Origin of the sequence: Flavobacterium sp. UBA7680 (assembly GCF_002482975.1) — a bacterium.
Classification (GTDB): domain Bacteria; phylum Bacteroidota; class Bacteroidia; order Flavobacteriales; family Flavobacteriaceae; genus Flavobacterium.
This window is the reverse complement of sequence record NZ_DLHA01000032.1, coordinates 550,760-574,809: the sequence shown is the minus strand read 5'-3', so window position 1 is coordinate 574,809 and position 24,050 is coordinate 550,760. Positions and strand designations below refer to the sequence as shown.

Sequence of the window (24,050 nt, the reverse complement as noted above, 5' to 3'; positions counted from 1 at the left end):
TTCACTATCAAATTAAAACATCATTCTAATGAAATGAGCATAACCGTAAATTAGTTGTTGAACAAATAATGGATATGCGAATTACATATGACTGATAGAAAATCAATAAATAACTACATATGAATAGTAAAAATAAAAGAATAGTCCTGCATCAAATGTGGACTACTAAATCGCTGGTATTCATGATTTTCATGCTTTTTCTTTCGGCAGGAATGTTTGCTCAGGGAAAAAAGCTGGTAACGGGTACCGTTTATGACAATACAGGCACTGTGTTGCCGGGAGCTTCGATTATCGAAACCGGAACAAGAAATGCAACAACGACAGATTTTGACGGAAAATTTAGCTTGGAGGTAGCCGTAGGAGGTTCAATCGAAGTTTCTTTCATCGGTTCAACCACTCAAAAAGTACAGATAACTGCTGCTTCTTCAAAATTAGAAGTTCGTTTACAAAACGACGGTTATCAATTGGCAGAAGTTCAGGTTGTTTCTGTTGGATACGGAACACAAAAGAAATCTGATTTAACCGGAGCTATTTCGACCGTTACGGCAGATAATTTAGTTAAAGGAACCATTTCTTCAACAGAACAAGTTTTGCAGGGAAAAGTTGCCGGATTAAATATCATTCGTCCTTCGGGAGATCCAGCTGCAGGTGCAACACTTCGTTTACGTGGAGGAACTTCATTAACAGCAAGCAACAGTCCGCTTATTGTAGTTGACGGAATTGCTGGTGTTGATATCAACGTGGTTCAGCCGGCAGATATTAAATCTATTGACGTTCTTAAAGATGCTTCGGCGACAGCCATTTATGGTTCAAGAGGAGCAAACGGAGTTATCATTATTACAACAAAATCCGGGACAAAAGGAGTTTCTGTAGTATACAGCGGTTTATCAAGTGTAGGTTATGTTGCTGATAATTTAGATCTTTTATCTGCAAACCAATGGAGAGGTTATGTTCGTCAAACCGGAAATATGGATGCTGTTGATTACGGTGGAAATACAAACTGGCAAAAAGCAATCGAACAAACAGCTATTTCACAATCTCATACTTTGAGTATTAATTCTGGAAAAGTGGACAGCGGTTTTAGAGCTTCAATCGCTTACTTAAACAACGAAGGCGTTATTAAAAAATCTGGTTTAGAAAGAATCAGCGGAAACGTTAGTGCATACCAATATCTTGGAGACAATAAAGATGTAAAATTTGATATGGGTTTATTTGCTAATATCGACAAATGGCATCCAATTGATTACAGAATTTTTGAGCGTGCTTACAACTTAAACCCAACAATTCCGGTTTATGATGCAAACGGAAACTTTACATCAGTAGGAGGAAATATCTACGAAAACCCGGTTGAGATTTTAACAAACAGAACAGTTGATAACGAAAGACATAGACTTTTAGGTTATTTTAAAACAGAAGTTAAATTCTTAAACGATTTTCAGGCAGTTGCTAATATTTCGTTAGAACATAATGCAGTAGCGGGTGGAACTTACAAACCAACTTACGCTATTATGGAAGGTAGAACTGAAGCTGGTTACGCGCAAAGAACTTACGCAGAATATACAAACGCACAAGGCGAACTTTATGTAAATTATTCTAAAGTATTTGGAAAACATAGCGTTAGCGCACTGGCAGGTTATTCTTATTTAGAAAATATTTATCAAGGTTTTGGAGCACAAAGAAGCGGATTTGTGAGTGATGCTTTTGGCTACAATAACTTAGGTGCAGGTTACAACTATCGTTTAGGAGATGTTTATTCTTATAAAGGAAAATCAAACCTTGTTTCTTTCTACGCTCGTGCCAATTACAATTATGACGGAAAATATCTGCTTACTGCAACAGTGAGACGTGATGGCTCAAGCCGTTTTGGAGAAAATAATAAATGGGGAACTTTCCCATCGGCATCTGCAGCATGGAAAATTTCTAACGAAGATTTTATGAGCGGTACAAAAGACTGGTTAGGATCTTTAAAATTAAGAGTTGGTTATGGAGTTACAGGTAATCAGGACGGAATTGGTGAATACAAATCACTTTCAATTTTAGGAGTTGGAAACGATAGTTACTACGATCCGGTTACAGGAACATGGAGTTTAGCTTATTCTCCAAAACAAAACCCAAATCCTGATTTGAAATGGGAATCTACAAGACAAATAAACGTGGGTATCGATTTTGGTCTTTTTGACAGAATCACTGGTTCATTTGAATGGTACCAAAAAAACACAGACGATTTATTGTATACTTATGAAGTTCCTCAGCCTCCATATTTAGTGGGAACAATGTTAGCAAACGTGGGTGAAATGTCTAACAAAGGAGTTGAACTTACATTGAATGCTGATATCGTAAGAGGAGATAAATTTACATGGAATGCTAATTTAACACTAGGGCACAACATCCAAAAAATCGAAAAATTATCAAACCCAACGTATAAAACTGATGTTATTTACAGCGGTTCATTACACGGTTTAGCAGGTATGTCTGGTCAATATTCTCAGGTTATTGCAGAAGGATATCCGGTTGGAACATTCTGGGGATTCAGAAATGCTGGTCTTGACGAAAACGGAAAAATTCAGTACTACAATGCTGCAGGAAATGTTGTGGCAGAAAGTGCTTTAGTTGATGCTGATAAAACAGATTTAGGAAATATTCAGCCAGATTTAACTATGGGTATTGGAATGAATTTTACTTATGGAAATTTTGATCTTGGTATTACAGGTTACGGAATGTTTGGACAAAAAGCGCTGAATGCTACAAACATGATGCTGAACGATCCAACAAGATTACCATCTTACAATGTGCCGGATGATTTCTTAGGAAGCGGCATTACTTCTTCTCCTAAATATTCAGATTACTGGATCGAAGATGCATCTTTCTTTAGATTGCAGACACTTTCTGTTGGATACACAATGCCATTAGGCTTTAAAAATTCAAAATTAAGAATGTACATCATGGGAGAAAACCTTGCTGTATTTACAAAATACAAAGGAGTAGATCCGGAGATTGGTTTAAATGCGCAGGATGGTGCTGACCAAACAGGATTAGCAGCGCCTGGTATCGATAAGTACAACAATTATCCAAGACCAACTACAATCTCTGTAGGATTAAATTTCACGCTGAATAACTAAGCGATTAACTCAAAAATATAAAAAATGAAAATCAAAATAACAGCAGCAATATTAGTAAGCATGCTTTTTACGATATCATCATGTACCGATCTGGATGAACAATTATATGATAGAGTAGAAGATGGAAATTTTGGAAATACTCCAAAAGAAATTGATGCATTAGTGGGCGGGGCGTATTCTTCGTTAAGAGGTTTTGCAGATGGAATTTCAAACAATTACCCAACCTGCGAATACGTATTCTTTTTGAACGAAACGGTTTCTGATGAAGCTACAATTCCTACCAGAGGAACAAACTGGTACGATGGCGGACAATATCAGGATGCGCAAAAACATACCTGGAAAGCAGACAACCGTATGATTCTTTCAGCTTGGCGTTACAACTATACCGGAATTGCAAAAATCAACTCCATCATTTATCAAATCGATAAATCGTCGTTGACAGATAATGCAAAAGCACCAATTTATGCTGAATTAAAAGCGTTGAGAGCGTATTACTATTACAATCTTTTAGATTTATTCGGAAATGTGCCAATCGTTGTAGATTTTGCAGATACAGCACTTCCAACAAATTCTACAAGAAAACAAGTTTACGATTTTGTTGAAAAAGAATTAACAGACGCAATTCCGCATTTAACTGGAAATGTAGTGTATTCAAAAATGACAAAAAATGTTGCCTATTCTCTTTTAGCAAGATTATATCTTAACTCAAAAGCTTTTATAGGAACAGAACGCTGGCAGGATTGTATCAACATGTGTCAAAAAGTTTCAGGTTATACATTAGCCCCGGATTTCTTTGCCAATTTTGCTACAGACAATCAAAAATCGCCAGAAATTATTTTTGCAATCCCTTACGATTCAAAAGCAGGAACAGTTGGAAATTATATGAGTTCAATGTCTTGTCATTACCTTCATAAATTGACAATTTCTCCAGTTGGAGATTATCCTTGGAGTGCCAACGGAATGTGCGCGCAGCCGGGAGTTTATTCTGAATTTGCTGATACAGACAAAAGAAAAAAATGTATGGTTGCCGGAGATCAGATCAACTTAGCAACCGGAACTGTAATTACAATGGATAACGGAGAACCGTTAACCTATACAGAAACAGTTACAAGTGTTGCTGATGCTAAAGAAAATGAAGGTGTTCGTTTAGGAAAATACGAAATGAAAGCCGGAGAAACTTGGGAACGTGATCATGATTTAGTAGTAATTCGTTATTCTGAAATTTTAATGATGCAAGCAGAATGTTACGTTCGTTTAGGGTCTGCAGATTTAGCAAAACCTTTTGTACAACAAGTTACAGCGCGTGCAGGAGAAGAAATGCCAGCAACAATCGATCTTAACTTTATAGATAAAGAATTGCTTAAAGAATTTACTTTTGAAGGAAGAAGAAGAACAGATAACATTCGTTTTGGAACTTTCTTCCTGCCATGGTGGGAAAAAGGAACAACAGAAGCTTACAAAGCAATTTTCCCTATTCCAAGTACCGTATTAACTACAAATAAAAACCTGAAACAAAATCCTGGGTATCCTTTGAATTAGGTTCAAAAATGTCAGTCTTCCATGTTGGTTAGTCGTGGAAGGCTGACATATTTATAAAATAATTTTTGCCACAGATTAAAAGGATTAAAAAGATTTAAAAAATGTTTCACGCAGATTTTGCAGATTAAAGCAGATCTAATTTTAATGTATAATAAATCTGCACAATCTGCTTAAATCTATTTAAATCTGCGTGAAATAATTTAATCACAGATAATGGGAATAAAAATCCTTTTTAATCCTTTTAATCTGTGACAAAAAATAAAAATTAAATCAATATGAAAAGATATATCACATTATTGTTTTTTGGGATACTGAACATTGTAGTCGTTTCCGGATGCAGCAGCGATGACAAAAGTCCCGAAGAACCAGTAAAACCAGAAGTACTTAAACCCGTTGCAGTTGAAAAAACAAACAGCACCAAAATTTATGTGCATTATATGCCCTGGTTTGAAACCAATGAAAGCAGTGCCGATAAAAAATGGGGATACCACTGGACAATGGCAAACAAAAATCCGAATACTATAGGCGCAAACAACCGCAGGGAAATTGCTTCTTACTATTATCCTCTTATTGGTCCATATCATTCGGGAGATAAAAATGTGATTGAAAATCATTTATTATTGATGAAATATTCAGGAATTGATGGTGTTTTGATCGACTGGTACGGAACCTACGATGTCAACGATTACAGAATGGTAAAAGAAAATACAGAACAGCTTATTGCCATGCTCGATAAAGTGGGTCTGGAATATGCCATTGTTTATGAAGACAGAGTTACAACAAATGTTGTTAATGCCGGAAAAGCAATTTCTGTAACCAGCGCAGCAAAAACAGATTTAGCTTATATGGAGAAAAATTATTTTGATGATGTAAATTATATCAAAGTAAACGGAAAACCATTGTTATTAAATTTTGGGCCAATTGTATTGCAAACGCCTGCCGAATGGACAAACGTTTTCAATAGCATAACGACAAAAACAACTTTTTTAACGCTTTGGGATCAATCTGTAGAAGCTGGAGCAAATGCATCTGGAGAATATGCGTGGGTTTATAAAAACAGTACCTATCTAACAAATTTTTATACCAATACAAAACCAAAACTTTCTGTAGCAATTGGAAGTGCTTATCCTGGTTTTAAAGATTTTTATGCCGAAGGCGGAGGCGGAGCAGCAATTGGATGGACAATTGAACACAACAATGGCGCAACGCTTGATGAAACACTTTCTATGGCTAAAAATGCCAATTTAAATTACCTGCAGTTAATTACCTGGAACGACTTTGGAGAAGGAACCATGTTTGAACCAACAGTTGAATTTGGTTATTCGTACATCGAAAAAGTAAAAGCATTTGCCGGAGTTAAAAATACCGAATCTGTATTTCCGGATATAAGCAAAATGTACAACCTGCGAGTAGAAAAGAAAGGCAATGCCGATGCTCAGAATAAACTGGATCAGGCTTTTAATTATTTTGTTTCTATGCAGCCCGCAAAAGCAAAACAGTTAATAAACGAAATAAAATAAGAGTTGTAATTAATACAATTAAATAATGAAAAACATAAGATATAGATACTGTATAATTGCTTTAGCGTCAATATTAATTTACGCCTGCAGTGCTGGTACTAAAAAAACATATAAAATTAATTCGCCGGGAAAAGTAACCGAATTAGTTTTTGAATTAACAGTTTCAGGTCAGCCTCAATACAGTTTTACTTCAAACGGAAAATCGGTTATAGAACCTTCGTTAATGGGATTTGAATTTCAGGGAATTCAAAAAATGACTGAAGGTTTTGAAGTGGTTTCGACTGAAGAAAAATCTGCCGATGCAACTTGGGAACAGCCGTGGGGAGAATTCAAAAAAGTTCGCGATCACCACAACGAATTGATTGTTCACTTAAAAGAATCAAAAGGAGAAGAGCGTTTAGTTGATATTATTTTCAGGGTTTTTGATGACGGTGTAGGATTTAGATATGAATTTCCAAAACAGCCTCATTTAGGAAAAGTGAAAATTTCAAACGAAATCACGCAGTTTACTTTTAAATCAAATAATGATGTTTGGTGGATTCCGGTGCACCGCGAAAACAGTTATTACGAAAGTGAATACCGTAAAACGCCAATCAGTAAAACAGATACCATAAATACTCCGGCAACTTTTGAAACAAAAGAGAATTTATATGTGGCGATTCACGAAGCCAACTTAACTGATTTTGCTTCGATGACGCTTTTAAAAACAAGTGATAAACAATACAAAAGTGATTTAGTGCCGTGGGCTGATGGTGTAAAAGTATATGCCGAAACACCTTTTAAGACACCTTGGAGAACAGTTGTTGTGGGTAAAACTCCTGGAGATGTTGCAACTTCAACGATTATGCTGAATTTGAACGAACCTTCAAAAATTGAGGATCTTTCGTGGATTACGCCTTCTAAATACATTGGAATTTGGTGGGGAATGCACTTAGAGAAATTCACTTGGGGACAAGGTCCAAAACACGGTGCTACAACAAAAAATACAAAAGAATACATTGATTTTGCTGCGAAAAACAATTTTGACGGCGTTCTGGTAGAAGGCTGGAACGAGGGCTGGGACGGCGACTGGACTGCCGATGGAAAGGCATTTAGTTTTGTAAAAGCATATCCTGATTTTAATTTGGAAGAAATTACAAAATATGCTGCCATAAAAAATGTTCGATTAATAGGGCATCATGAAACGGCTGGTGCTTCTAAACATTATGAAGGCCAGCTTGAAGATGCCTTTAAATTGTATCAAAAAATGGGTGTAAACTCAGTTAAAACAGGTTATGTAAACAAATATTTGGATAAAAAAGAATGGCACGACAGCCAGTACGCGTCTCGTCATTACAGAAAAGTAATCGAAACGGCAGCCAAATATCACATCATGATCGACAATCACGAACCGATAAAAGGAACAGGAATTCAGCGTACATATCCAAACTTTATGTCACAAGAAGGCGGAAGAGGTCAGGAATACAATGCGTGGTCTGTAGATGGCGGAAATACGCCTCAGCATTTAACAACGTTGCCGTTTACAAGAATGCTTTCGGGTCCGTTTGATTACACACCGGGAAATTTCAATTTTGATTATAAAACGCCTTCTGGAGCAAGAGTACAAACAACTTTGGCAAATCAGCTGGCATTGTATGTAATTATTTTCAGTCCGCTGCAAATGGCTTCAGATTTACCGGAGAATTATGTTGACAAACCAGAATTTCAGTTTATAAAAGATGTTCCGTGTACGTGGTCAGATACTAAGGTTTTAGATTCTAAAATTGGAGAATACACGACAATCGTTCGTAAAGATTGGGACGAGAAAAACTGGTATTTAGGTTCTATTACAAACAAAGATGCCAGAGATCTTAAAGTAACCTTATCTTTCTTAGACAAAGGAAAAGAATACGAAGCCGAAATTTATGCTGATGGAGCAGGAGCAAACTATAAAACAAATCCTTATCCGGTTACAATTTCAAAACAAAAGGTAAATAACCAATCCGTTTTAAATATCAAATTGGCAGCTGGTGGAGGAACAGCTATAAAATTTACTCCAATCGAGAAATAAGAAGTTTAGATTATTTTGAGTTAAGTTTGAGTGGATGAACCCGATATCTTGAAAAAGGTGTCGGGTTTGTTTTTTTTTCTTAAACCATATAAGTTCATTTAAATACGATTCGTTGATTTTTTACCGCAAAGACGCTAAGATTTTAGCGCAAAGTTCGCAAAGCTTTGTGTTGAGTGAATTATGTGTTTTAACGCAAAGGACGCTAAGTTTTTTTTGAAATATATTGCATTTAGAATGCACAATGTTCGCAAAGCTGTATCAACATAAAGCTTTGCGAACTTTGGTTTTATAAAACCTAGCTTATCAAAAAAAACTTAGCGTCCTTTGCGTAAAAACCTTTGCGAACTTTGCGGTTAAATTTTTAGATTCCTATAGGAACCTGAAACTTTAAACCTGAAACCTGAAACAAAAACTCAATGTTTATAAAACTTCACATGATTTCCAAAGCTGTAAGTTGCGGCTAAAGTTGGCCCATTATAACCCCATTTAAAGAAACCGTCAATTCTTGGTTTAGTAACGTCGAGCCTAAAATTTAAACCAGTATAACCTGCTGTAAGACTGAAATTTTTATAAACGTTATATAAAACCGATAAATTGTAGCTGATAATTCGGCCGTCGATATCGTTTATTTTAAGAGCAAAATAATTCACATTCGCATATAAACCAACCTTTTTTCCAAGCACAAATTCACCCCAAATTCCAACATCGGGTAAAGGAGCAGTAAAGTTAACACCGTCGTGATATTCTAGCTCCTGTGTATTAGCTTCGAGTCTTAAACCAACATCAGCAAGCATTACGTGTGCACCAATCAATAAACCCAATTCATATTTTGGTTTAGAAATAATGGCATATCCATAAGCAAATCGAACCATTTGATTGTCCATAAAAGCAGAAACTCGTGCATTGACTGGATAAGTATGATCCTGAAACTCTATTTCTTTTTGAAGCGTTTTTGAAGCATTTCTTTTCAAATAAAAATATTCCAGATTAAAACGAGATCTTCGGGAAGCGCGCCATTCAAAAGCCCCGAAAAAGGAAACTGTATTCGTTTCAAAACCTAAATCTTTTTCAAAATCAATATCAGTTCCAATTCTTCCGCCCGTTCCGTTAACTTCAACTTCGGTATTGTTTACGGGAAAGAATACACCAGCCGTTGCTTTAAATCGCCTTCCGTGCCACGGAAGATCATCTGCTGCGGAATTCTGAAATTCATCTGAACTATTTTTTACAGGAGTTAAAGTATTTTCATTTGTTATTTCGGCGGTTGTCTGTGCGTTTGCCGAAAAAAAGAAGAGAGGAATTATCAAAAAATAAACTAATTTTTTCATGGTATTGAGGTTTTAGGTTTATTAATGAGATTACAATCATTAAAGTTAACAAAAAAAATCATGCAAATTATTTTTATTCGGTTTTATTGTTTTGATTTTCAGATGTATATGAAAATAGCTATCAGATAATACTTATTTATAAATAGGGTTGAAACACCTTAAATAAGCCAAAAATTAAGATTGAGTTTTGTCATTGCCATTGCGATTGCTTATATTTGAGTATAAACCCTTGATATGAACAAAACCTTAAAGCAATACTTCGTTAAGTCTTTTATCATTTTAGCAGTCATTCATTTAGCCTATTTTTTATACGGTTATTTTACTTTTGAAGGAATTAAGAAAATTGATCTTTACTCAGAGTTTTACCGGTTTAAGTTTGTTGACGATGTATCGATTTCACACTTTTTTATAAGCGGTTTATTTTTACTTTTCTTTCTGATTTTTTTATTGAAGAATCATGCGAGACAACGCTATTCATTTGAAAAAGTCTTGCAGATTGGTTTTTTCTTATTGCTGATTTCCTTTGCGAGTTTAACCTTTTTTATCAGTTTTAGTTTTGGACAAAATGCAAAGCTGAAAGGAGAATTATCGGAGAAAAGTTATAACAAAGACAAAGAATTACTGAATGTTTTGAATCCGTTTTTATATAATTCAAGTTCCTATTATTCAGAGAAACTGTTTAATTACGAGAATATCTTATATCCAAAACCTTATCCCGTAATTAAAGAAGAAAAACAAGAACTGATTTATCACGATCAATTTGGTACAGTAACGACATATTACAGCATTGATACACTAAAAGTTTTAACTGAAACCTATAATAAAGTTTCTAAAAAAGCAGATTCAATTTTCGATTTTGTCGGATTAGATGTAAATATTGTAAAAGACAGGATTATCAAACAAACAGTTGTTGGAGACAGCACACAAATCGTATTTAAAGGAACTGAAGTAAGCCCGGAATATGATAAAGACATTTGTATTTTTCTTGAAAACAAATCGCTTTATAAGCCTGTCAAGGAAAAGTCGATTGACAATAAGCCTGTTAAAAGATATTTAATTGATAATAAACAACAATATGCAGCGGCTGTAAAAAGGTATAATTTATTATATAAATATAAGCAAGATTCATTGCAATATCAGTTTCAGAAGCTGGATACTTTATTTAAAAAATACAATATCGAGACACATATTGTTCCTCAAAAATTAACGTCTCAAGTTTTTTATTACACTAAAAATCAGGAAAGACGTTTAGAAGGAATAGAAAATTACTTTGATAGAAAAGCCTTGAATGAAAAATTTTTAACGCTCGATCGCTATTTCTACGAACCTAATTATCTACACCCGAATATTATGCCCATATTTTTTATTGTAGTGGCAATAGTTTGGTTAGGTCTGTTTTTGTTTTATATTCCTTTTAATTATATGAAAGGTAAGAAGTTATGAATTATGAGTTTTGAGTTATAAGGTTTTTAAAATAATTTAATTCATTGACGTTCCTGCAAGGTTTTCAAAACCTTGTAGGTATAAATATTCCAAGTAAATTGATATGATATAGAAACCTACAAGGTTTTGAAAACCTTGCAGGAAACGAAAAATCGTAATCAAGAGAATCTAAAATCTGCAGTCTAAAATCTAAAATCTAAAATCAGCAATCTAAACTCTGTTATAATCTGCGCGCCAGTGAATGATGGCTTTTTTTATGGCGTTGCCGCTGAGGTTATTTTTTAATGCATCTTCTAGTAACGGAAGGATTTCATCATCTGGAGCAAATCGTAACGCGAAGATTTGATCATCGGTTAATTTGTGTTCAAACTCTTCCAGTCTTTTTTCGGTAAGAGTAAAGTAACGATAGCGGAGTTCTAAACGTACAATCCGGTTTTGTAAAATAAGCGCATAATGCTGACGAAGCATATAAGCGAGAAAAAACAAAAACACAAAAACAACGCTTATAAAAGACCAAATAAGACAATCGTTTGTAGTAAAAGCAAAGTAAATGCTAAACACAAGAAATACCGTTAAAACAGGATAATACACAAAGTGGTGCGGAGTGTAAAACCGAATATGATTGTAGTAAGTTTGAATTTTCATAATTGGAATTTTATGTTAAATGTAGAAAAAAAGAAAGCTACCCTAATAATTTAGAATAGCTTTTTTCTCAAAAATAAACTAACATAACCAATGTTCTCTTTATAATCTAAACTTGTAAAAAGTTTGTCTTAGTAGTATCTATAATTTTAAAAAGCCTCTTCTTCATCATTCTTTCTAAACTGTGGCTTTGATTTCTTAATTGTAAAATTATAGTATACTGAGAAATTTCGTGTTATATTTTAAATTTCAAAAGTTATATTATTTCAATATTTAGATTTTTTTTAGCCACGAATTTTATAAAGAACCGATAATTTTCCATTCGTCTAATTTGGATTGAAACGATTTGCCGGCGTTTGCGGGACTTGTGGATGGAAGTGTAATAAGCGTATAGGTTTCTTTTAAATGAACATACTTTTTAAAGAATGCTGCCGCTTTTTGTCCGTTAAATAATATCGTATTTATTTTGGGATGCTGCTTCAGGAATGTTTCAAAATCATTTGCGATTTCATTTTTTATAGCGCTGTCTAAACTTCCTACGCGATCGCAATATTGTAAAACATCCCAAAGTGCAATTTTGTTTTTCAGCAAAAATGCTTTTTTAGTTTCGTAATCATTCGAAAAATCCTCATTAAAAATGGTAAACAAAAACTTCCAGAAATTATTCTGATTGTGTCCGTAATATTGATTGAGTTCTAATGATTTTGTTCCGGGCATTGTGCCTAAAATCAGAATTTTAGAATCATTTGAACTTATAGGAGAGAAGGAATAGCTTTTCATTGATTGAATTAAGAAATATTTTATTTGAGTTAAACTTATATAGATAAGTAATTATAAAACAATTGTAGAAAATTATATAACATTTTTGGTTTGTGATTGAGCGAACTTTGAATATCTGCTTTTTAAACGAAATGCTATTGGTTTAAGAATCATTTAAAATTACAGAATTTAAATCGAAACAAAATGAAAATAGTTACTATACATACAGAGAAAATTCAAAACATATTTGAAGAATTGAATAAAAACTTCGGCGGAAAAGTAACTTTTGACGTTGATGAATATACACTTGAAGTAAACAATAATTTTGCAAAAGGCTCTATTAGCGGTGCTTCTTTTAATGATAATATTTCATACGTTCAGTTTGATATGACTTTTTCAGTTGATTTAAAAATGAATGTCAATAACGGAATTTCATCACCTTTATATTTTGCGTATTGCTCTAAAGGAAATCTTTCGCATAGCTTTGGAATTCATGGCGAAGAACATAAACTAAAAACTTTCCAGACTGCGATTGTAACTTCAAAATTAAACCAGGATAATGTTTTGCTTTTTGAAAAAGATAAAAAAACAAAATTCACTTTAATAATTGTGGGAACACAATCAACTCAAACAAATTCTTTAAACCAAATGGTTAGAGAAACATTTTTTGAAGAAAACCTAAACGAAGAATTCTTTTATGCCGGTTCATACAATTTAAAAATTGGTGAAAAAATAGAACAGTTAAACGCCGTAACGCAAACCGGAGTAGTTAGAAATTTATTGAAAGAAGGTATTTTAAGAATCATTCTGGCAATGGAAATCCAACAGCATACAGACGATTTAAATTCATTTTCGAAAGAAGCAAACTGCTTAACTTTAAGAGAAATGGAAGAAATAAAAGAACTTTCAGAAACCATCAAAGCAAATCCCGAAGAACCTTTTACCATTAAATCATTAAGTAAAAAGTCAGGCTTATCGCCAAATAAACTTCAGGAAGGTTTTAAAATGATCCACAACAGAACCGTAAACGATTATATCACCCACATGCGCGTTCTAAAAGCCGAAATCCTGATTAGAACATCAGACTTAAATATTTCTGAAATCGTGTACTGCATTGGTTTTACAAGCAGAAGTTATTTCTCTAAAATCTTCAAACAAAAATTTAACTGCAGTCCAAAAGAATATAAGTTTAATTTGAATCCGTTGGCAGTTTAGCCAAAGAGACAAAGGTTCAAAGAGACAAAGTAACAAAGGTTTTAAAACTTTGTCACTTTGCAACTTTGTCACTCTGAACCTCTAAAAAAATTAATGTCGTTAGCTTTAAGCAACATATATATACAAAAACGCTAAGATTCTGAGTCGCTGAGGTTTTAAGTTTAACTTAAAGGCTCCAAACTTAGAATCTTAGTTTTTTTTGAGATGCTGAGATGCTGAGATTCTAAGTTTCTAAGATGCTAATATTTTTAGTTGTTAAGTCTTTCAATTGTTACTCAGCCTTCAGTTATTAAATTCAAATATATAAATACTATTAAGTCCCCAAATGCTAAGAAAAAAAACTTAGAATCTTAGCATCTCAGAACCTTAGCAACTAAAAAAAATATTTTGCCAAAAAAGATTTTTTTTATACATTTGCATAACTAGTTATATAATTAATTATGATATGGAATTTTTTAACAAAGTAGGTAAAGCGGCTTTAGGAAGTCGTTTACGTTTAATGACAGCGGTTATAACAGATGACGCATCTAAAATTTATGAATTATACGGTGCAGATTTTGTTCCGAAGTGGTTTCCTGTGTTTTATACGCTAGCAGAAGAAAGAGAATTGACGATTACCGAAATCGCAAATGAGATTGGACATTCGCAGCCTTCAGTAAGCAAAATTATTAGGGAAATGACTGTTGCCGGATTGGTTCAGGAAAATTTAAAAACGGATGATAAACGTAAAAACAATGTTGTTTTGTCTGCGAAAGGACTTTTGCTTGCGAAAAATATCCAACAGCAATTAAAAGATATTGATGTTGCAATAGACGGTTTAATCGCCGAATCTAAACATAATCTTTGGGCGGCGCTTGAAGAATGGGAATTTCTATTGGAACAAAAATCAATGTTTAAAAGAGTAAGCGATCAGAAAAAAATCCGCGAAAGCAAAGATGTCAAAATCGTTGAATACAAACATGAATATCAAGAAGCTTTTAGAGCCTTAAACGTAGAATGGATTTCAACGTATTTTGAAATGGAAGCAGCAGATTATAAAGCACTCGACAATCCCGAAGAATATATCTTAAACAAAGGTGGAAAAATTCTAGTGGCTTTGTATGAAAACGAACCCGTAGGTGTCTGTGCCCTTATCAAAATGAACAATCCCGAATATGATTTTGAAATGGCAAAAATGGCCGTTTCACCAAAAGCACAAGGTAAAAATATCGGTTGGTTATTAGGACAGGCAATCGTTGAAAAATCTAAAGAACTTGGAGCAAAAAAGATTTATCTGGAAAGCAACACGATCTTAAAACCCGCTATAAACTTGTATTATAAATTAGGTTTCGAGAAGGTTTTTGGTTTAGAAACACCTTATAAAAGATGTAATATTCAAATGGAGTTAAAAGTTTAAGAAAGTTGCTAAGGTTCTAAGTTGCTAAGATTCTAAGAAAAAAACTCAGCAACTTAGAATCTTAGCATCTTAGAACCTTTTCTCACCTTCCAAACCTATAAAAATCTAAATCCGGATTTTTTTTATTTTTTATAGAATCGACAATAGAGTTCATTCCGATTACGCTGAAAGTAATTCCGTTGCCTCCGAAGCCAAGGACGTAATGAATATTTTTTTTCGGGTCTGGTTTTCCAAAATAAGGAAGACCGTCTTTGGTTTCGCCAAAAGTTCCCGCCCAGGAATAATCTAATTTGAATTCTACATTAGGGAATCGTCTTTTAAACTGACGCATTAAAGAAGCTTCTTTTTTAGGAAGCAGTTTGTCACGTTTTCTGGCATCTCTAAATTCTTCGTCGCCGCCGCCCATAATAATTCGGTTATCTGGAGTCGCGCGGTAATAATAATATGGAGAAGAAGTATCCCAAGCAACAGCGTTTTTTAATATTGTCGGTAATTCAGGAACAATTTCAGAAGCTAGTGCATACGTACTTTTTAAATCAACGATTTTTTCTTCAATAGTTTCAGTGCTTTCATAACCGCTGCAGTACACAACGTGATCTGCCGTTATGGTAAATTTATTTTCGGTGTGAGCAATGCATTTCCCTTTTATAGTTTGTACAGAAGTAATATTCGTTCTGTCATAAATCTGCATTCCATTTTGATGGCAGTAATACAATAAATCGTTCGCCAGTTTAAATGGATCCATAACGGCAGCAGTTTTAGATTCGATGGCTGCAATGGCGTTTAAACCCATTTTTTCGAGTTCGTATTTATTGAGCCAGGTTACATCAAAATCGCGCTGTTTTCTAGCTTTAAATTCGTTCTTTAAAAACGGAATATCTTTTTTATATGAGGTAAAATAAATACTTTTTTTGAATTCAAATCCGCAGTCACTTTCTACGGTATCAATTATATTTCGCAAATCAAAAATAGCTTTCTTACCGTTTCTGTAACTGTCGACAGCACATTTTTCGCCCCGAAGTTTAATCAGTTCGTGCAGCGGAACATCGATTTCATATTGAAGCAAAGCGGTACTTGCGGCGGTGCTTCCGTTTGCCACGTCGCGACGGTCAACTAATACTATTTTTTTTCCTGCGGTAATTAATTTATAAGCCATTAAAGCCCCTGTTATTCCTCCTCCAACAATCAAAATCTCAGTTTTAATATCAGAATCAATGGAAGGATAACTGGTATTCATGGCACTTATAAGAGGCCAAAAAGTTTCTGTAGAGCGTAATTTCATTTTTTAGTTTTATTTCGTGCGACACGATGTTCAGTTCTGTTTTTATCTTTGTACTCATGCTGCGAATGTGCTTCGGTCAGCGAATGAGAAGTTCGGATGCTTTCGTCTTTCTTTGCAAGTTCAGCTAAGTGGCGGTAAAACTTCTGGACAATAATCATTTCTTCTTCTGTCATATTTTCAATATCAACCAGACTATTGCTGGAATGTTCATTTGAAGCGACCAGTTCGTTTAGTTTTAACTGAATTGCCAGTGAATCTTTGTTTTGAGCTTTTTGAATTAAGAAAACCATCAAAAAGGTAATAATCGTCGTTCCGGTATTAATTACTAATTGCCAGGTTTCAGAATAATCGAAAATAGGTCCTGAAACTGCCCATGCCAGTACAATAACAAAAGCACCAATAAAAGCAGTTGTGCTTCCGGCAGCTTTTGAGGTTTTTGAAGCAAATCTTTCAAATGCACTTCCGCCATTTTGTTTTTTCTTTTTCATTGCCTTATAAATTAGGTTTTCTTCTTGCTGACTTTTTCTTTTTTAACGACTTTATTATTTTTTTCATCGTAAACAGCTCCAATAATTTTTTGACCTGTTTTACTGAAAATTTTAATTTTAGGATCTTCATGCGTTCCCGTTATTACGATTGGAAAACCAATAATACCGCCCGGCGGAAGTCCTAAACGCATTCGTAAATCCAGAAGTCCGTCAAAACTGGTAGTTCCTTTAATAGTGGGTTTAAAACTAGCTACACTAAAAGTAAAAGGCTCAATAGAAATCAGATTATTATCAATGTTTGATTTGATTTCGATTCCTTCCATTTTTGGATCATCCAGACCTTTTTGTCCGGTTTGAGAACTCACACCTTCAAATAATTTTAAACCTTTAATTTTTACATCACGAAGATTAATAGTTCCGCCGCCTTCAAGCGATTCATAAATAGGCCCCATATTTCCGTTTAAATCACCTTTTATTTTATAGTCAACAGAAATAATTCCCTGCGCTTTTTCTGCCGCCGTAACCATATCATGGAACATTGGAATTTCTTTGTAAGCACGCTGAACGCTAAAATCTTTGGCATTGAAATGTGCATCAAAATGAGCCGTTGTTGGCGTTTCATCTTTGTATCCGGCATTGATACCTACAATACAATCGATAATATTAAAAGTGGTATTTTCTAAATATAAAGCCCCTTTTGTAATGCCTACTTTTCCGGTAAGTTTATTTAAATTCAATCCGTTATATTCAACTTTATCAGCATTTGCGGTAAGCGAAACATTTAAGTTTTTAGGAACTAAAACCACACCGCTCATTTTTGGGTGATCTTCTTTGGCATATTCGACTTCCAGTTTTCGGTCTTTATTTTCACCTTTTTCAAGCGCCATAAATTCATCAACATTAATCAGTTTTGATTTCAGGTTGAAGTCTCCGCTTAAAGTTCCGTGCGATTCCAGAAAATAATTAATTGTATTTAGAAGATATCCGTTAATATCAAAATCAGATTTTCCGTAAGAAGCATAGAATTTTTCAAACCACATTTTTTCATTCTGAAAACGGAAATTTCCCTGCTTGATAAAAAACGGTTTTGGAAATAATTCTGATGTTGCTTTGATGTTTTTCAGCACAATTGTTCCGCGATTATCCAGTTTACTATATTGTTCCGTTGTGGCGTAACTTTGTTTTCCTTTAAGGGATAAATCAGCTTTTGCGTAACCGGTTACATCAAGGCCTTTTTGAGAAAATACCTGATAGATTCGGCCAACGTTTAATTCGCCTTTAATTTTTGCATTGTAAGCCAAATCGCTGAAATCAGATAAAGTGGCGTTTACATACATTGGGTTTCCTTCAAAAACAAATGATGCAGGTGCAACGGCCACGATCAAATCTTCATAAGTTCCGGCTTTGTTCAAGACGTTTGCAACAAAAGTAATATCGGTAATTGGGTTAGGATAGGAGTCTGTTTTCAGCCAGCCGTTTCTAAGCGAAATACCGCCAATTGTTTTAGGAAATAATTTTTTTGAAGTACTAAATAAGCCTCTCGCCTGAATATTAGTTTTTAAAAGCCCTTTTAATTCTACTGTATTTAAACCTATTGCGGCATCGACAACGGCAAGATCAAGCGCACCTTTTACGCTTGCGTTTATATTCATTTCGCTTAAACCTTTGCTATGCAAATAGGCATTGAAATAATCTTTTTCGCCCACTTTAAATCGTAAAGTTCTAAGATTTACCAGTAATTGTTCTGTATCAAGAGAAGGCAGAATGGCGTTTAAATCCATTTGAAAATCAGTTAACGGAACGGGCGCGTTTTGATAATTAATCGCTCCGTCTTTCACTTTTAGATTGAAAGCTAAATTTGGTTTCTGTTTTTTTGAAACATTATAATCTCCTTTAAAAGAAAGGACTAAATCACTTTTTCCAGAAATTTCGGTTTCATCCAGCCAGGTTAAATATTCTGGAGGCATTACAGAAAGTAAATCTTTTACAGTTGTGTTTTCTGAAGCCGCTTTGATATTGATTTTATATCCATCTTTTAAAATAGTAAATAAACCGGTAAAGGTTAAAGGCAGTTTATTGATCTGCAATTCATTTTTTTGAAGAATAAACGAAAGGGCATGTGTATTAATTCTGGTAATTAAATCAGCACGAACGGCTTTTTTTCTAAGATAAGCAGTTCGGTTATAATAGAAATCCAGGGTGTCAATTTTAGCATCGGTATTTAAGTCGAAAATATCTTCGCTTAAATTTCCTTTTCCAATATAATTAAAGCCTTTTGCATCGACCAAAATTTTAGCCGAGCGATCGTTGTATTTTACGTGACAGTTTTCTAAATCAATTCGTTCCAGTTTTATTGCTGTTCCTTCTTCGGGAGCATTTGGATCTTTTTTTTCGTCTTTTCGATCTTCGGGTGCGATATAAATGTTGTAATTGGCTTGTCCTTTTTCGTTGACCATAACATTTATTAAAGCATTCGAAACATATAATTTGTTGATTTTAACTTCGCTGTCAAAAATCAATCTTTTCAAATTTATCCCAAACGCAACCTGATCTGCTTTTAGTAAAGTATCATTGCTAAAAGGTTTTGAACCTGTCATCGATATATCATCAAGCGAAACGGTCAGTGATGGAAAATGTGTAAAAAACGAAAGCTTAGATTTCGAAAATTCAAGTTTTGTGTCTAAACGTTCGTTGGCAATTTTTTTAACTTCTGAGGCTACTTTTCCGGGAAATAGTAATGGAACCAAAAAAAGTAACAGCAGGATTCCTGCTATTACTATTCCCGTCCATTTGAGTATTTTAAGGCTTATATTTTTAAATGAAGTTTTCATGGCGTAGAGTTTTTATTATTTCTTTTCAGCGTCTTTCTTCTCAGCGTCTTTTTTTGCTTCTTCAGCTTTTTGCTTGTCTTGCTTTTCTTTCTCTTCTTTAGCTTTTTCCTGTTTTTCTTTCTCTTCCTTGGCTTTTGCTTCTTTCTCTTTTGCTTCTTTTTCCTGCTGTTCTTCTTTTTTCTCTTTTATTTCTTCTTTTTGTTTTTCTTTTGCTTTCTCTTTTTTCTTGAAGTAACCTCTAAAAAGGAAATTGCTTTTTGCGGCTTCCATATTTTCGCTAAAACCTTTTGTTCCGGTTTCTAAATTTGAAAGCGTATTTGAAACACTGTTTGCCATTTTATCATCGCGGACTAATCGTGCCAAAGCGCCGTTTCCATTATTCATACTGTGGCTGAAAATGGCAAGTTCATCAGATATCACGCCTACATTATCCACGCTCTTTTTAACGCTTTTCATAAGATCGGCCATTTCTATTCCGTTTACAGATGCTATTGCTCCGCCATTTTCAACTATTTTCTGGGATTTTACTCCCGGAGAAATGGTTAATACTTTATCGCCCATTAATCCGTCTGAACCAATGCTGGCGCGCGCATCTGTTTTTATAAATTCGCGGACTTCATCTTTGATAACCATTGAAACGACTACCGAAGAATCATTAATTAATCGGATTTCTTCGACTGTACCAATGTTAATTCCTGAAAAACGGACATTGTTTCCGACTTCTAAGCCAGAGACCGTTTTAAATTTTGAGGTTAGGTTGAATGTTGAGCCAAACAGATTTTTTTGTTTTCCGATAAAATAAATGGCTATTATAAAAAGCAGCAGCCCAACTGTTACAAACATTCCTAATTTCCAAGTATATCCAGATTGCTTCTCCATGATTTCTAGTTATTTATTTTTGCTGTTTATTCAAAAAATGAGCGTACCCATTCGTCTTCGTCTTTTTCTAATTCTTCGTATGTTCCTTCGGCATGAATTACGCCGTCTTTTAGAACCATAATTCTGTCTGCAGTTAATTTGGCGCAGGCCATATCGTGCGTAATAATGATCGATGCCGTTTTTTGTTTGTTTTTGATATCCAGAATTAATTCGCTTATTTCTCTTGAAGTAATGGTATCTAAACCTGTTGTAGGTTCATCGTACAAAATGATTTCCGGTTTTAAAATCAGCGTTCTGGCTAAACCAATTCTCTTTCTCATTCCGCCTGATAATTCTGCAGGCATTTTTTCGATTGCATCGGCAAGGCCCACACTTTCAAGCGCTTCAATAACTTCATTTTCTACTTCTTCTTCGGATAATTCTCTTTTGTGAGCACGCAGCGTAAAAGCAAGATTTTCTCTAACCGACATGGAATCGTATAAGGCACCACTTTGAAATAGAAATCCAATTTTGACTCTCATTTTGTTTAATTCATCTTTTGAAAGAGCAAGTAAATCTTCGTCAAAAACTTTTATTTCGCCTTTGTCAGGTTCAATTAAGCCCACAATACATTTTATAGTTACTGACTTTCCTGAACCGGAACGACCCAGAATCACTAAATCTTCACCTTTATTTACGGTTAGGTTTACGCCTTTTAAAACCGTATTGTCTTTACCAAAAGTTTTGTGCAGATCTTTAATTTCAATAATTGGAGTCTGTTTTTTAGCTTTTGATTTTGGTTCGATATTTTTTTCTTCTTTAATCATTTCAGATAAATTAAATCAGTTAATTGTACGGCAACCATATCAATAATAAATATGCTTAAAGAAGCTGTCACTACGGCTGAGTTTGCGGCGCGACCTACGCTTTCGGTTCCGTTTGCGGCATTAAATCCTTTATAACAGCCAATCATCCCAATGAAAAAGCCAAAGAAGAATGTTTTTACCGTTGCCGGAATTAAATCTGAGAATTCTAAAGACTGAATAATCTGCGTTAGAAAGCGATAGAAATTAACATCACCATGAATATTAATACCAACGTAACCGCCAACAATTCCAACTGCATCGGCAAAAAATACCAATATTGGAACCATTAACGTACAGGCTAAAATTCTGGTTACGACCAAATAATTATATGGATTAATGGCCGAAACTTCCATAGCATCGATTTGCTCTGTTACTTTCATAGAACCTAATTCGGCACCAATTCCTGACGAAATTTTTCCGGCGCAGATTAAGGCCGTAATAACGGGCGCAATTTCTCTGATTAAGGAGAGTGCCACCATTCCCGGAAGCCAGCTTTCGGCACCAAATTTTACCAAAGTTGGTCTGGATTGAAGCGTGAGCACTAATCCCATAATAAAACCTGTGATTGCCACCAAGGGCAATGACTTGTAACCGATGATGTAACATTGTTTCAAAAATTCTTTTGCCTCATAAGGAGGGATAAAAACCTCCTTAAAAAACCTCTTGGCAAACAATGTTGCGTCTCCAATTTGTGCGAATGTATTTTTTAGGCTGAGAATCAAAATGTTTAGTTTTTAAGTTAGGTGTAATTTGAAAATCAATTATTTAACAGTTTTTGATACTTTTTAAATTATATATGAAAGTTACTTCTATACTTGTTAAAATACTTTACACAACTTTTTTTGAGGCTTATATAATTTTCATAAAATCACAATATTTTTAATATAATTCGGTTTTTGGGCTTCTAAATAGGCTTTTATTTTTCGAATTTTTTAAAGATAGAACTGGCAACGTGTCCGCCAAAACCAAAAGTATTACTCATCGCATAATTCACTTCTCTGGATTGTGCTTTACCAAGTGTCAAATTAAATTTATCTGCGAATTCTGGTTCTACATCTTGTGTGTTTATCGTTGGCGGAACGATATTTTCCTGAACAGCTTTGATGCACGCAATCGCTTCAATTGCTCCGGCACCGCCAAGTAAATGTCCGGTCATTGATTTTGTGGCACTAATATTCGCATTAGGATTTATTCCAAAAACTTTTTCTACAGCTTTAAGTTCGCTTAAATCCCCGGTTGGAGTAGAAGTTGCGTGTGCATTAATGTAATCAATTTGGTCTGGGGAAATTCCTGCTTCTTCAAGCGCAAGCTCCATTCCTAAAACGGCACCTTCACCTTCGGGATGTGTTCCGGTTAAATGGTAAGCATCTGCGGCTAAACCTCCGCCTACAATTTCGGCCAGAATTACAGCGTTTCTTTTTATGGCATGTTCGTAGCTTTCTAATATGACAACGCCGGCTCCTTCGCCCAAAACAAAACCGTCTCTTGTCGCATCAAAAGGGCGTGAAGCTTTACTGTAATCATCATTTAAGGTAGACAATGCTTTTGAAGCATTAAAACCGCCAATGGAAGATTCTGTAACTGAAGCTTCAGAACCACCAGTGATCATCATATCTGCTTTTCCCCAACGTATATAATTGAAAGCATCTATAATTGCGGTATTACTGGCAGAGCAGGCTGCAGCCGTTGTATAGTTTATTCCGCGAAGTCCGTATTTAATAGAAATAACTCCTGAAGCTATATTCACAATTCTTTTCGGAATGAAAAACGGACTGAATCTTGGTGTGCCGTTTCCTAATTTATATTCTCCAATTTGTTCTTCAAAAGTTGAAATTCCGCCGTCGCCGCAACCCCAAATAACTCCAATTCGGTTTTTGTTTAAAGAATCAAAATCGATATTGGCATTTTTTACGGCTTCGTCTGCGGCATATAATGCATATTGCGTGAAAAGATCGTATTTTCTAATTTCGTTTTTTTCAAAAATAGACGAAGCATCAAAGTTTTTAACTTCGCATGCAAATTTAGTTTTGAATTGTGTGGTGTCAAATCTTGTTATTGGAGCCGCACCACTGACTCCGTTAATTAATGAATTCCAAAATTCCTGAACATTATTTCCAATGGGAGTTACTGCTCCTAATCCTGTTACTACAACTCTTTTCATTATTTTTTAGGTCTTAATTCTGTTAATATTGTTTCTCTTACCAAGTCAAAATCATTATCGTTTGTAAGTCTCGAAAGCTGTACAATGGCAACCATATTGGTTATAATCATTATGGCTTTTGTTCTTGGCGCCATTTCAAAATCAAATATTTTGAGTTCTTTTCCTTCGATTAAAACTTCCGTCAGCCAGGTAATTACGATTTGGGCAAATCCCTGCAATTCTGTTTTTATGGATTCGTCTAGTGTATTTAAATCGGTTGCTAATGAACCTACAATGCAGGCTTTATTTTCTTTTTTAATTTGTGTTTGCACATCTAAAAAAGCTTCCAGTTTTATTAAAGGAGATTCATTGGCTACTCTTTTTTTTAAAGCCTCAGTTCTGGCAATGTGTTCTTTAATAGTTGCCACGCCAAGATCTGATTTAGTAGGGAAGTGGTAATGAATAGAAGCGGTTTTAATGCCAACAAAAAATCCCTCTCATTAAGAGAGGGATTTTCCGGGTTTAATAGAATTTTGGTCAGTCTATTACGGTATAAAATTACAAATTTTAAATT

The 24,050-nt window shown here is 34.6% G+C and carries 18 protein-coding genes; 7 read left to right on the top strand and 11 right to left on the bottom strand.

The features are described 5' to 3' along the window. Positions 1-119: 119 nt before the first annotated feature. From B3C18_RS16300 to B3C18_RS16285, 4 genes are all read left to right on the top strand, one after another. Entirely contained in the window at positions 120-3,119 is a 3,000-nt protein-coding gene (locus B3C18_RS16300) for a SusC/RagA family TonB-linked outer membrane protein (RefSeq protein WP_291148823.1), read from the top strand. A 24-nt stretch (positions 3,120-3,143) separates the two neighbouring features. Next, positions 3,144-4,658: a RagB/SusD family nutrient uptake outer membrane protein gene (locus B3C18_RS16295; protein ID WP_291148820.1), complete on the top strand. Its 1,515-nt coding sequence runs from the start codon at positions 3,144-3,146 to the stop codon at positions 4,656-4,658. 275 nt (positions 4,659-4,933) lie between these two features. Continuing rightward, positions 4,934-6,178, top strand: a complete 1,245-nt coding sequence (locus B3C18_RS16290) for a glycoside hydrolase family 71/99-like protein (RefSeq protein WP_291148817.1) — start codon at positions 4,934-4,936, stop codon at positions 6,176-6,178. A gap of 25 nt (positions 6,179-6,203) precedes the next feature. Beyond that, positions 6,204-8,228, top strand: coding sequence for a glycoside hydrolase family 97 protein (locus B3C18_RS16285; RefSeq protein WP_291148814.1), 2,025 nt, complete (start codon positions 6,204-6,206; stop codon positions 8,226-8,228). Between the two features lie 413 nt (positions 8,229-8,641). Here the strand turns inward: B3C18_RS16285 and B3C18_RS16280 are convergent, their stop codons facing one another. After that, the gene (locus tag B3C18_RS16280; protein ID WP_291148811.1) at positions 8,642-9,556 is read right to left on the bottom strand and encodes a hypothetical protein; all 915 of its coding nucleotides are present in this window, start codon (positions 9,554-9,556) and stop codon (positions 8,642-8,644) included. 234 nt (positions 9,557-9,790) lie between these two features. Here B3C18_RS16280 and B3C18_RS16275 point away from each other — a divergent pair, with 234 nt between their 5' ends. Next, positions 9,791-10,999, top strand: coding sequence for a hypothetical protein (locus tag B3C18_RS16275; protein WP_291148809.1), 1,209 nt, complete (start codon positions 9,791-9,793; stop codon positions 10,997-10,999). A gap of 210 nt (positions 11,000-11,209) precedes the next feature. Here B3C18_RS16275 and B3C18_RS16270 read toward each other — a convergent pair whose 3' ends face one another. Together B3C18_RS16270 and B3C18_RS16265 are read right to left on the bottom strand one after the other, a co-directional pair. Further along, the gene (locus B3C18_RS16270) at positions 11,210-11,644 is read right to left on the bottom strand and encodes a DUF6526 family protein (protein ID WP_291148806.1); all 435 of its coding nucleotides are present in this window, start codon (positions 11,642-11,644) and stop codon (positions 11,210-11,212) included. Positions 11,645-11,938: 294 nt separating this feature from the next. Beyond that, positions 11,939-12,421, bottom strand: a complete 483-nt coding sequence (locus B3C18_RS16265; protein WP_291148803.1) for a DNA-deoxyinosine glycosylase — start codon at positions 12,419-12,421, stop codon at positions 11,939-11,941. Positions 12,422-12,604: 183 nt separating this feature from the next. Between B3C18_RS16265 and B3C18_RS16260 the strand changes: the two genes are divergently transcribed. Together B3C18_RS16260 and B3C18_RS16255 are read left to right on the top strand one after the other, a co-directional pair. Continuing rightward, positions 12,605-13,615, top strand: a complete 1,011-nt coding sequence (locus tag B3C18_RS16260; protein ID WP_291148801.1) for a helix-turn-helix domain-containing protein — start codon at positions 12,605-12,607, stop codon at positions 13,613-13,615. A 445-nt stretch (positions 13,616-14,060) separates the two neighbouring features. Continuing rightward, the gene (locus tag B3C18_RS16255; protein ID WP_291148797.1) at positions 14,061-15,011 is read left to right on the top strand and encodes a bifunctional helix-turn-helix transcriptional regulator/GNAT family N-acetyltransferase; all 951 of its coding nucleotides are present in this window, start codon (positions 14,061-14,063) and stop codon (positions 15,009-15,011) included. A gap of 82 nt (positions 15,012-15,093) precedes the next feature. Here the strand turns inward: B3C18_RS16255 and B3C18_RS16250 are convergent, their stop codons facing one another. The 8 genes from B3C18_RS16250 to B3C18_RS16215 all read right to left on the bottom strand — a co-directional run bounded on the left by B3C18_RS16250 (position 15,094) and on the right by B3C18_RS16215 (position 23,904). After that, positions 15,094-16,293, bottom strand: coding sequence for an NAD(P)/FAD-dependent oxidoreductase (locus tag B3C18_RS16250; protein ID WP_291148795.1), 1,200 nt, complete (start codon positions 16,291-16,293; stop codon positions 15,094-15,096). After that, on the bottom strand, positions 16,290-16,781 hold the full coding sequence (locus B3C18_RS16245) for a low affinity iron permease family protein (RefSeq protein ID WP_291148792.1): 492 nt from the start codon (positions 16,779-16,781) through the stop codon (positions 16,290-16,292). The genes B3C18_RS16250 and B3C18_RS16245 overlap by 4 nt, the downstream gene beginning before the upstream one ends. An 11-nt stretch (positions 16,782-16,792) precedes the next feature. After that, positions 16,793-19,612 carry an AsmA family protein gene (locus B3C18_RS16240; protein ID WP_291148789.1) on the bottom strand — a complete coding sequence of 940 codons (2,820 nt, stop codon included), beginning with the start codon at positions 19,610-19,612 and terminating at the stop codon, positions 16,793-16,795. A gap of 15 nt (positions 19,613-19,627) precedes the next feature. After that, positions 19,628-20,491 carry an MlaD family protein gene (locus B3C18_RS16235; protein WP_291148786.1) on the bottom strand — a complete coding sequence of 288 codons (864 nt, stop codon included), beginning with the start codon at positions 20,489-20,491 and terminating at the stop codon, positions 19,628-19,630. A 26-nt stretch (positions 20,492-20,517) separates the two neighbouring features. After that, positions 20,518-21,297, bottom strand: coding sequence for an ABC transporter ATP-binding protein (locus tag B3C18_RS16230; protein WP_291148784.1), 780 nt, complete (start codon positions 21,295-21,297; stop codon positions 20,518-20,520). Continuing rightward, positions 21,294-22,058, bottom strand: coding sequence for an MlaE family ABC transporter permease (locus B3C18_RS16225; RefSeq protein ID WP_291148781.1), 765 nt, complete (start codon positions 22,056-22,058; stop codon positions 21,294-21,296). Before B3C18_RS16225 ends, B3C18_RS16230 begins: the two co-directional genes overlap by 4 nt. A gap of 194 nt (positions 22,059-22,252) precedes the next feature. Then, positions 22,253-23,497, bottom strand: a complete 1,245-nt coding sequence (fabF, locus tag B3C18_RS16220; protein ID WP_291148778.1) for a beta-ketoacyl-ACP synthase II — start codon at positions 23,495-23,497, stop codon at positions 22,253-22,255. Continuing rightward, complete coding sequence (locus tag B3C18_RS16215) at positions 23,497-23,904, bottom strand: TetR/AcrR family transcriptional regulator (protein ID WP_291148775.1); 408 nt, start codon at positions 23,902-23,904, stop codon at positions 23,497-23,499. The genes fabF and B3C18_RS16215 overlap by 1 nt, the downstream gene beginning before the upstream one ends. Positions 23,905-24,050: the final 146 nt, after the last annotated feature.

Bases quoted from the DNA above. Each gene is read 5' to 3' on its own strand.
- B3C18_RS16235 (WP_291148786.1), bottom strand. From the start codon at position 20,491: ATGGAGAAGCAATCTGGATATACTTGGAAATTAGGAATGTTTGTAACA.
- B3C18_RS16260 (WP_291148801.1), top strand. From the start codon at position 12,605: ATGAAAATAGTTACTATACATACAGAGAAAATTCAAAACATATTTGAA.
- B3C18_RS16245 (WP_291148792.1), bottom strand. From the start codon at position 16,781: ATGAAAAAGAAAAAACAAAATGGCGGAAGTGCATTTGAAAGATTTGCT.
- B3C18_RS16240 (WP_291148789.1), bottom strand. From the start codon at position 19,612: ATGAAAACTTCATTTAAAAATATAAGCCTTAAAATACTCAAATGGACG.
- B3C18_RS16250 (WP_291148795.1), bottom strand. From the start codon at position 16,293: ATGAAATTACGCTCTACAGAAACTTTTTGGCCTCTTATAAGTGCCATG.
- B3C18_RS16280 (WP_291148811.1), bottom strand. From the start codon at position 9,556: ATGAAAAAATTAGTTTATTTTTTGATAATTCCTCTCTTCTTTTTTTCG.
- B3C18_RS16285 (WP_291148814.1), top strand. From the start codon at position 6,204: ATGAAAAACATAAGATATAGATACTGTATAATTGCTTTAGCGTCAATA.
- B3C18_RS16275 (WP_291148809.1), top strand. From the start codon at position 9,791: ATGAACAAAACCTTAAAGCAATACTTCGTTAAGTCTTTTATCATTTTA.
- B3C18_RS16230 (WP_291148784.1), bottom strand. From the start codon at position 21,297: ATGATTAAAGAAGAAAAAAATATCGAACCAAAATCAAAAGCTAAAAAA.
- B3C18_RS16255 (WP_291148797.1), top strand. From the start codon at position 14,061: ATGGAATTTTTTAACAAAGTAGGTAAAGCGGCTTTAGGAAGTCGTTTA.
- B3C18_RS16265 (WP_291148803.1), bottom strand. From the start codon at position 12,421: ATGAAAAGCTATTCCTTCTCTCCTATAAGTTCAAATGATTCTAAAATT.
- B3C18_RS16270 (WP_291148806.1), bottom strand. From the start codon at position 11,644: ATGAAAATTCAAACTTACTACAATCATATTCGGTTTTACACTCCGCAC.
- fabF (WP_291148778.1), bottom strand. From the start codon at position 23,497: ATGAAAAGAGTTGTAGTAACAGGATTAGGAGCAGTAACTCCCATTGGA.
- B3C18_RS16300 (WP_291148823.1), top strand. From the start codon at position 120: ATGAATAGTAAAAATAAAAGAATAGTCCTGCATCAAATGTGGACTACT.
- B3C18_RS16295 (WP_291148820.1), top strand. From the start codon at position 3,144: ATGAAAATCAAAATAACAGCAGCAATATTAGTAAGCATGCTTTTTACG.
- B3C18_RS16290 (WP_291148817.1), top strand. From the start codon at position 4,934: ATGAAAAGATATATCACATTATTGTTTTTTGGGATACTGAACATTGTA.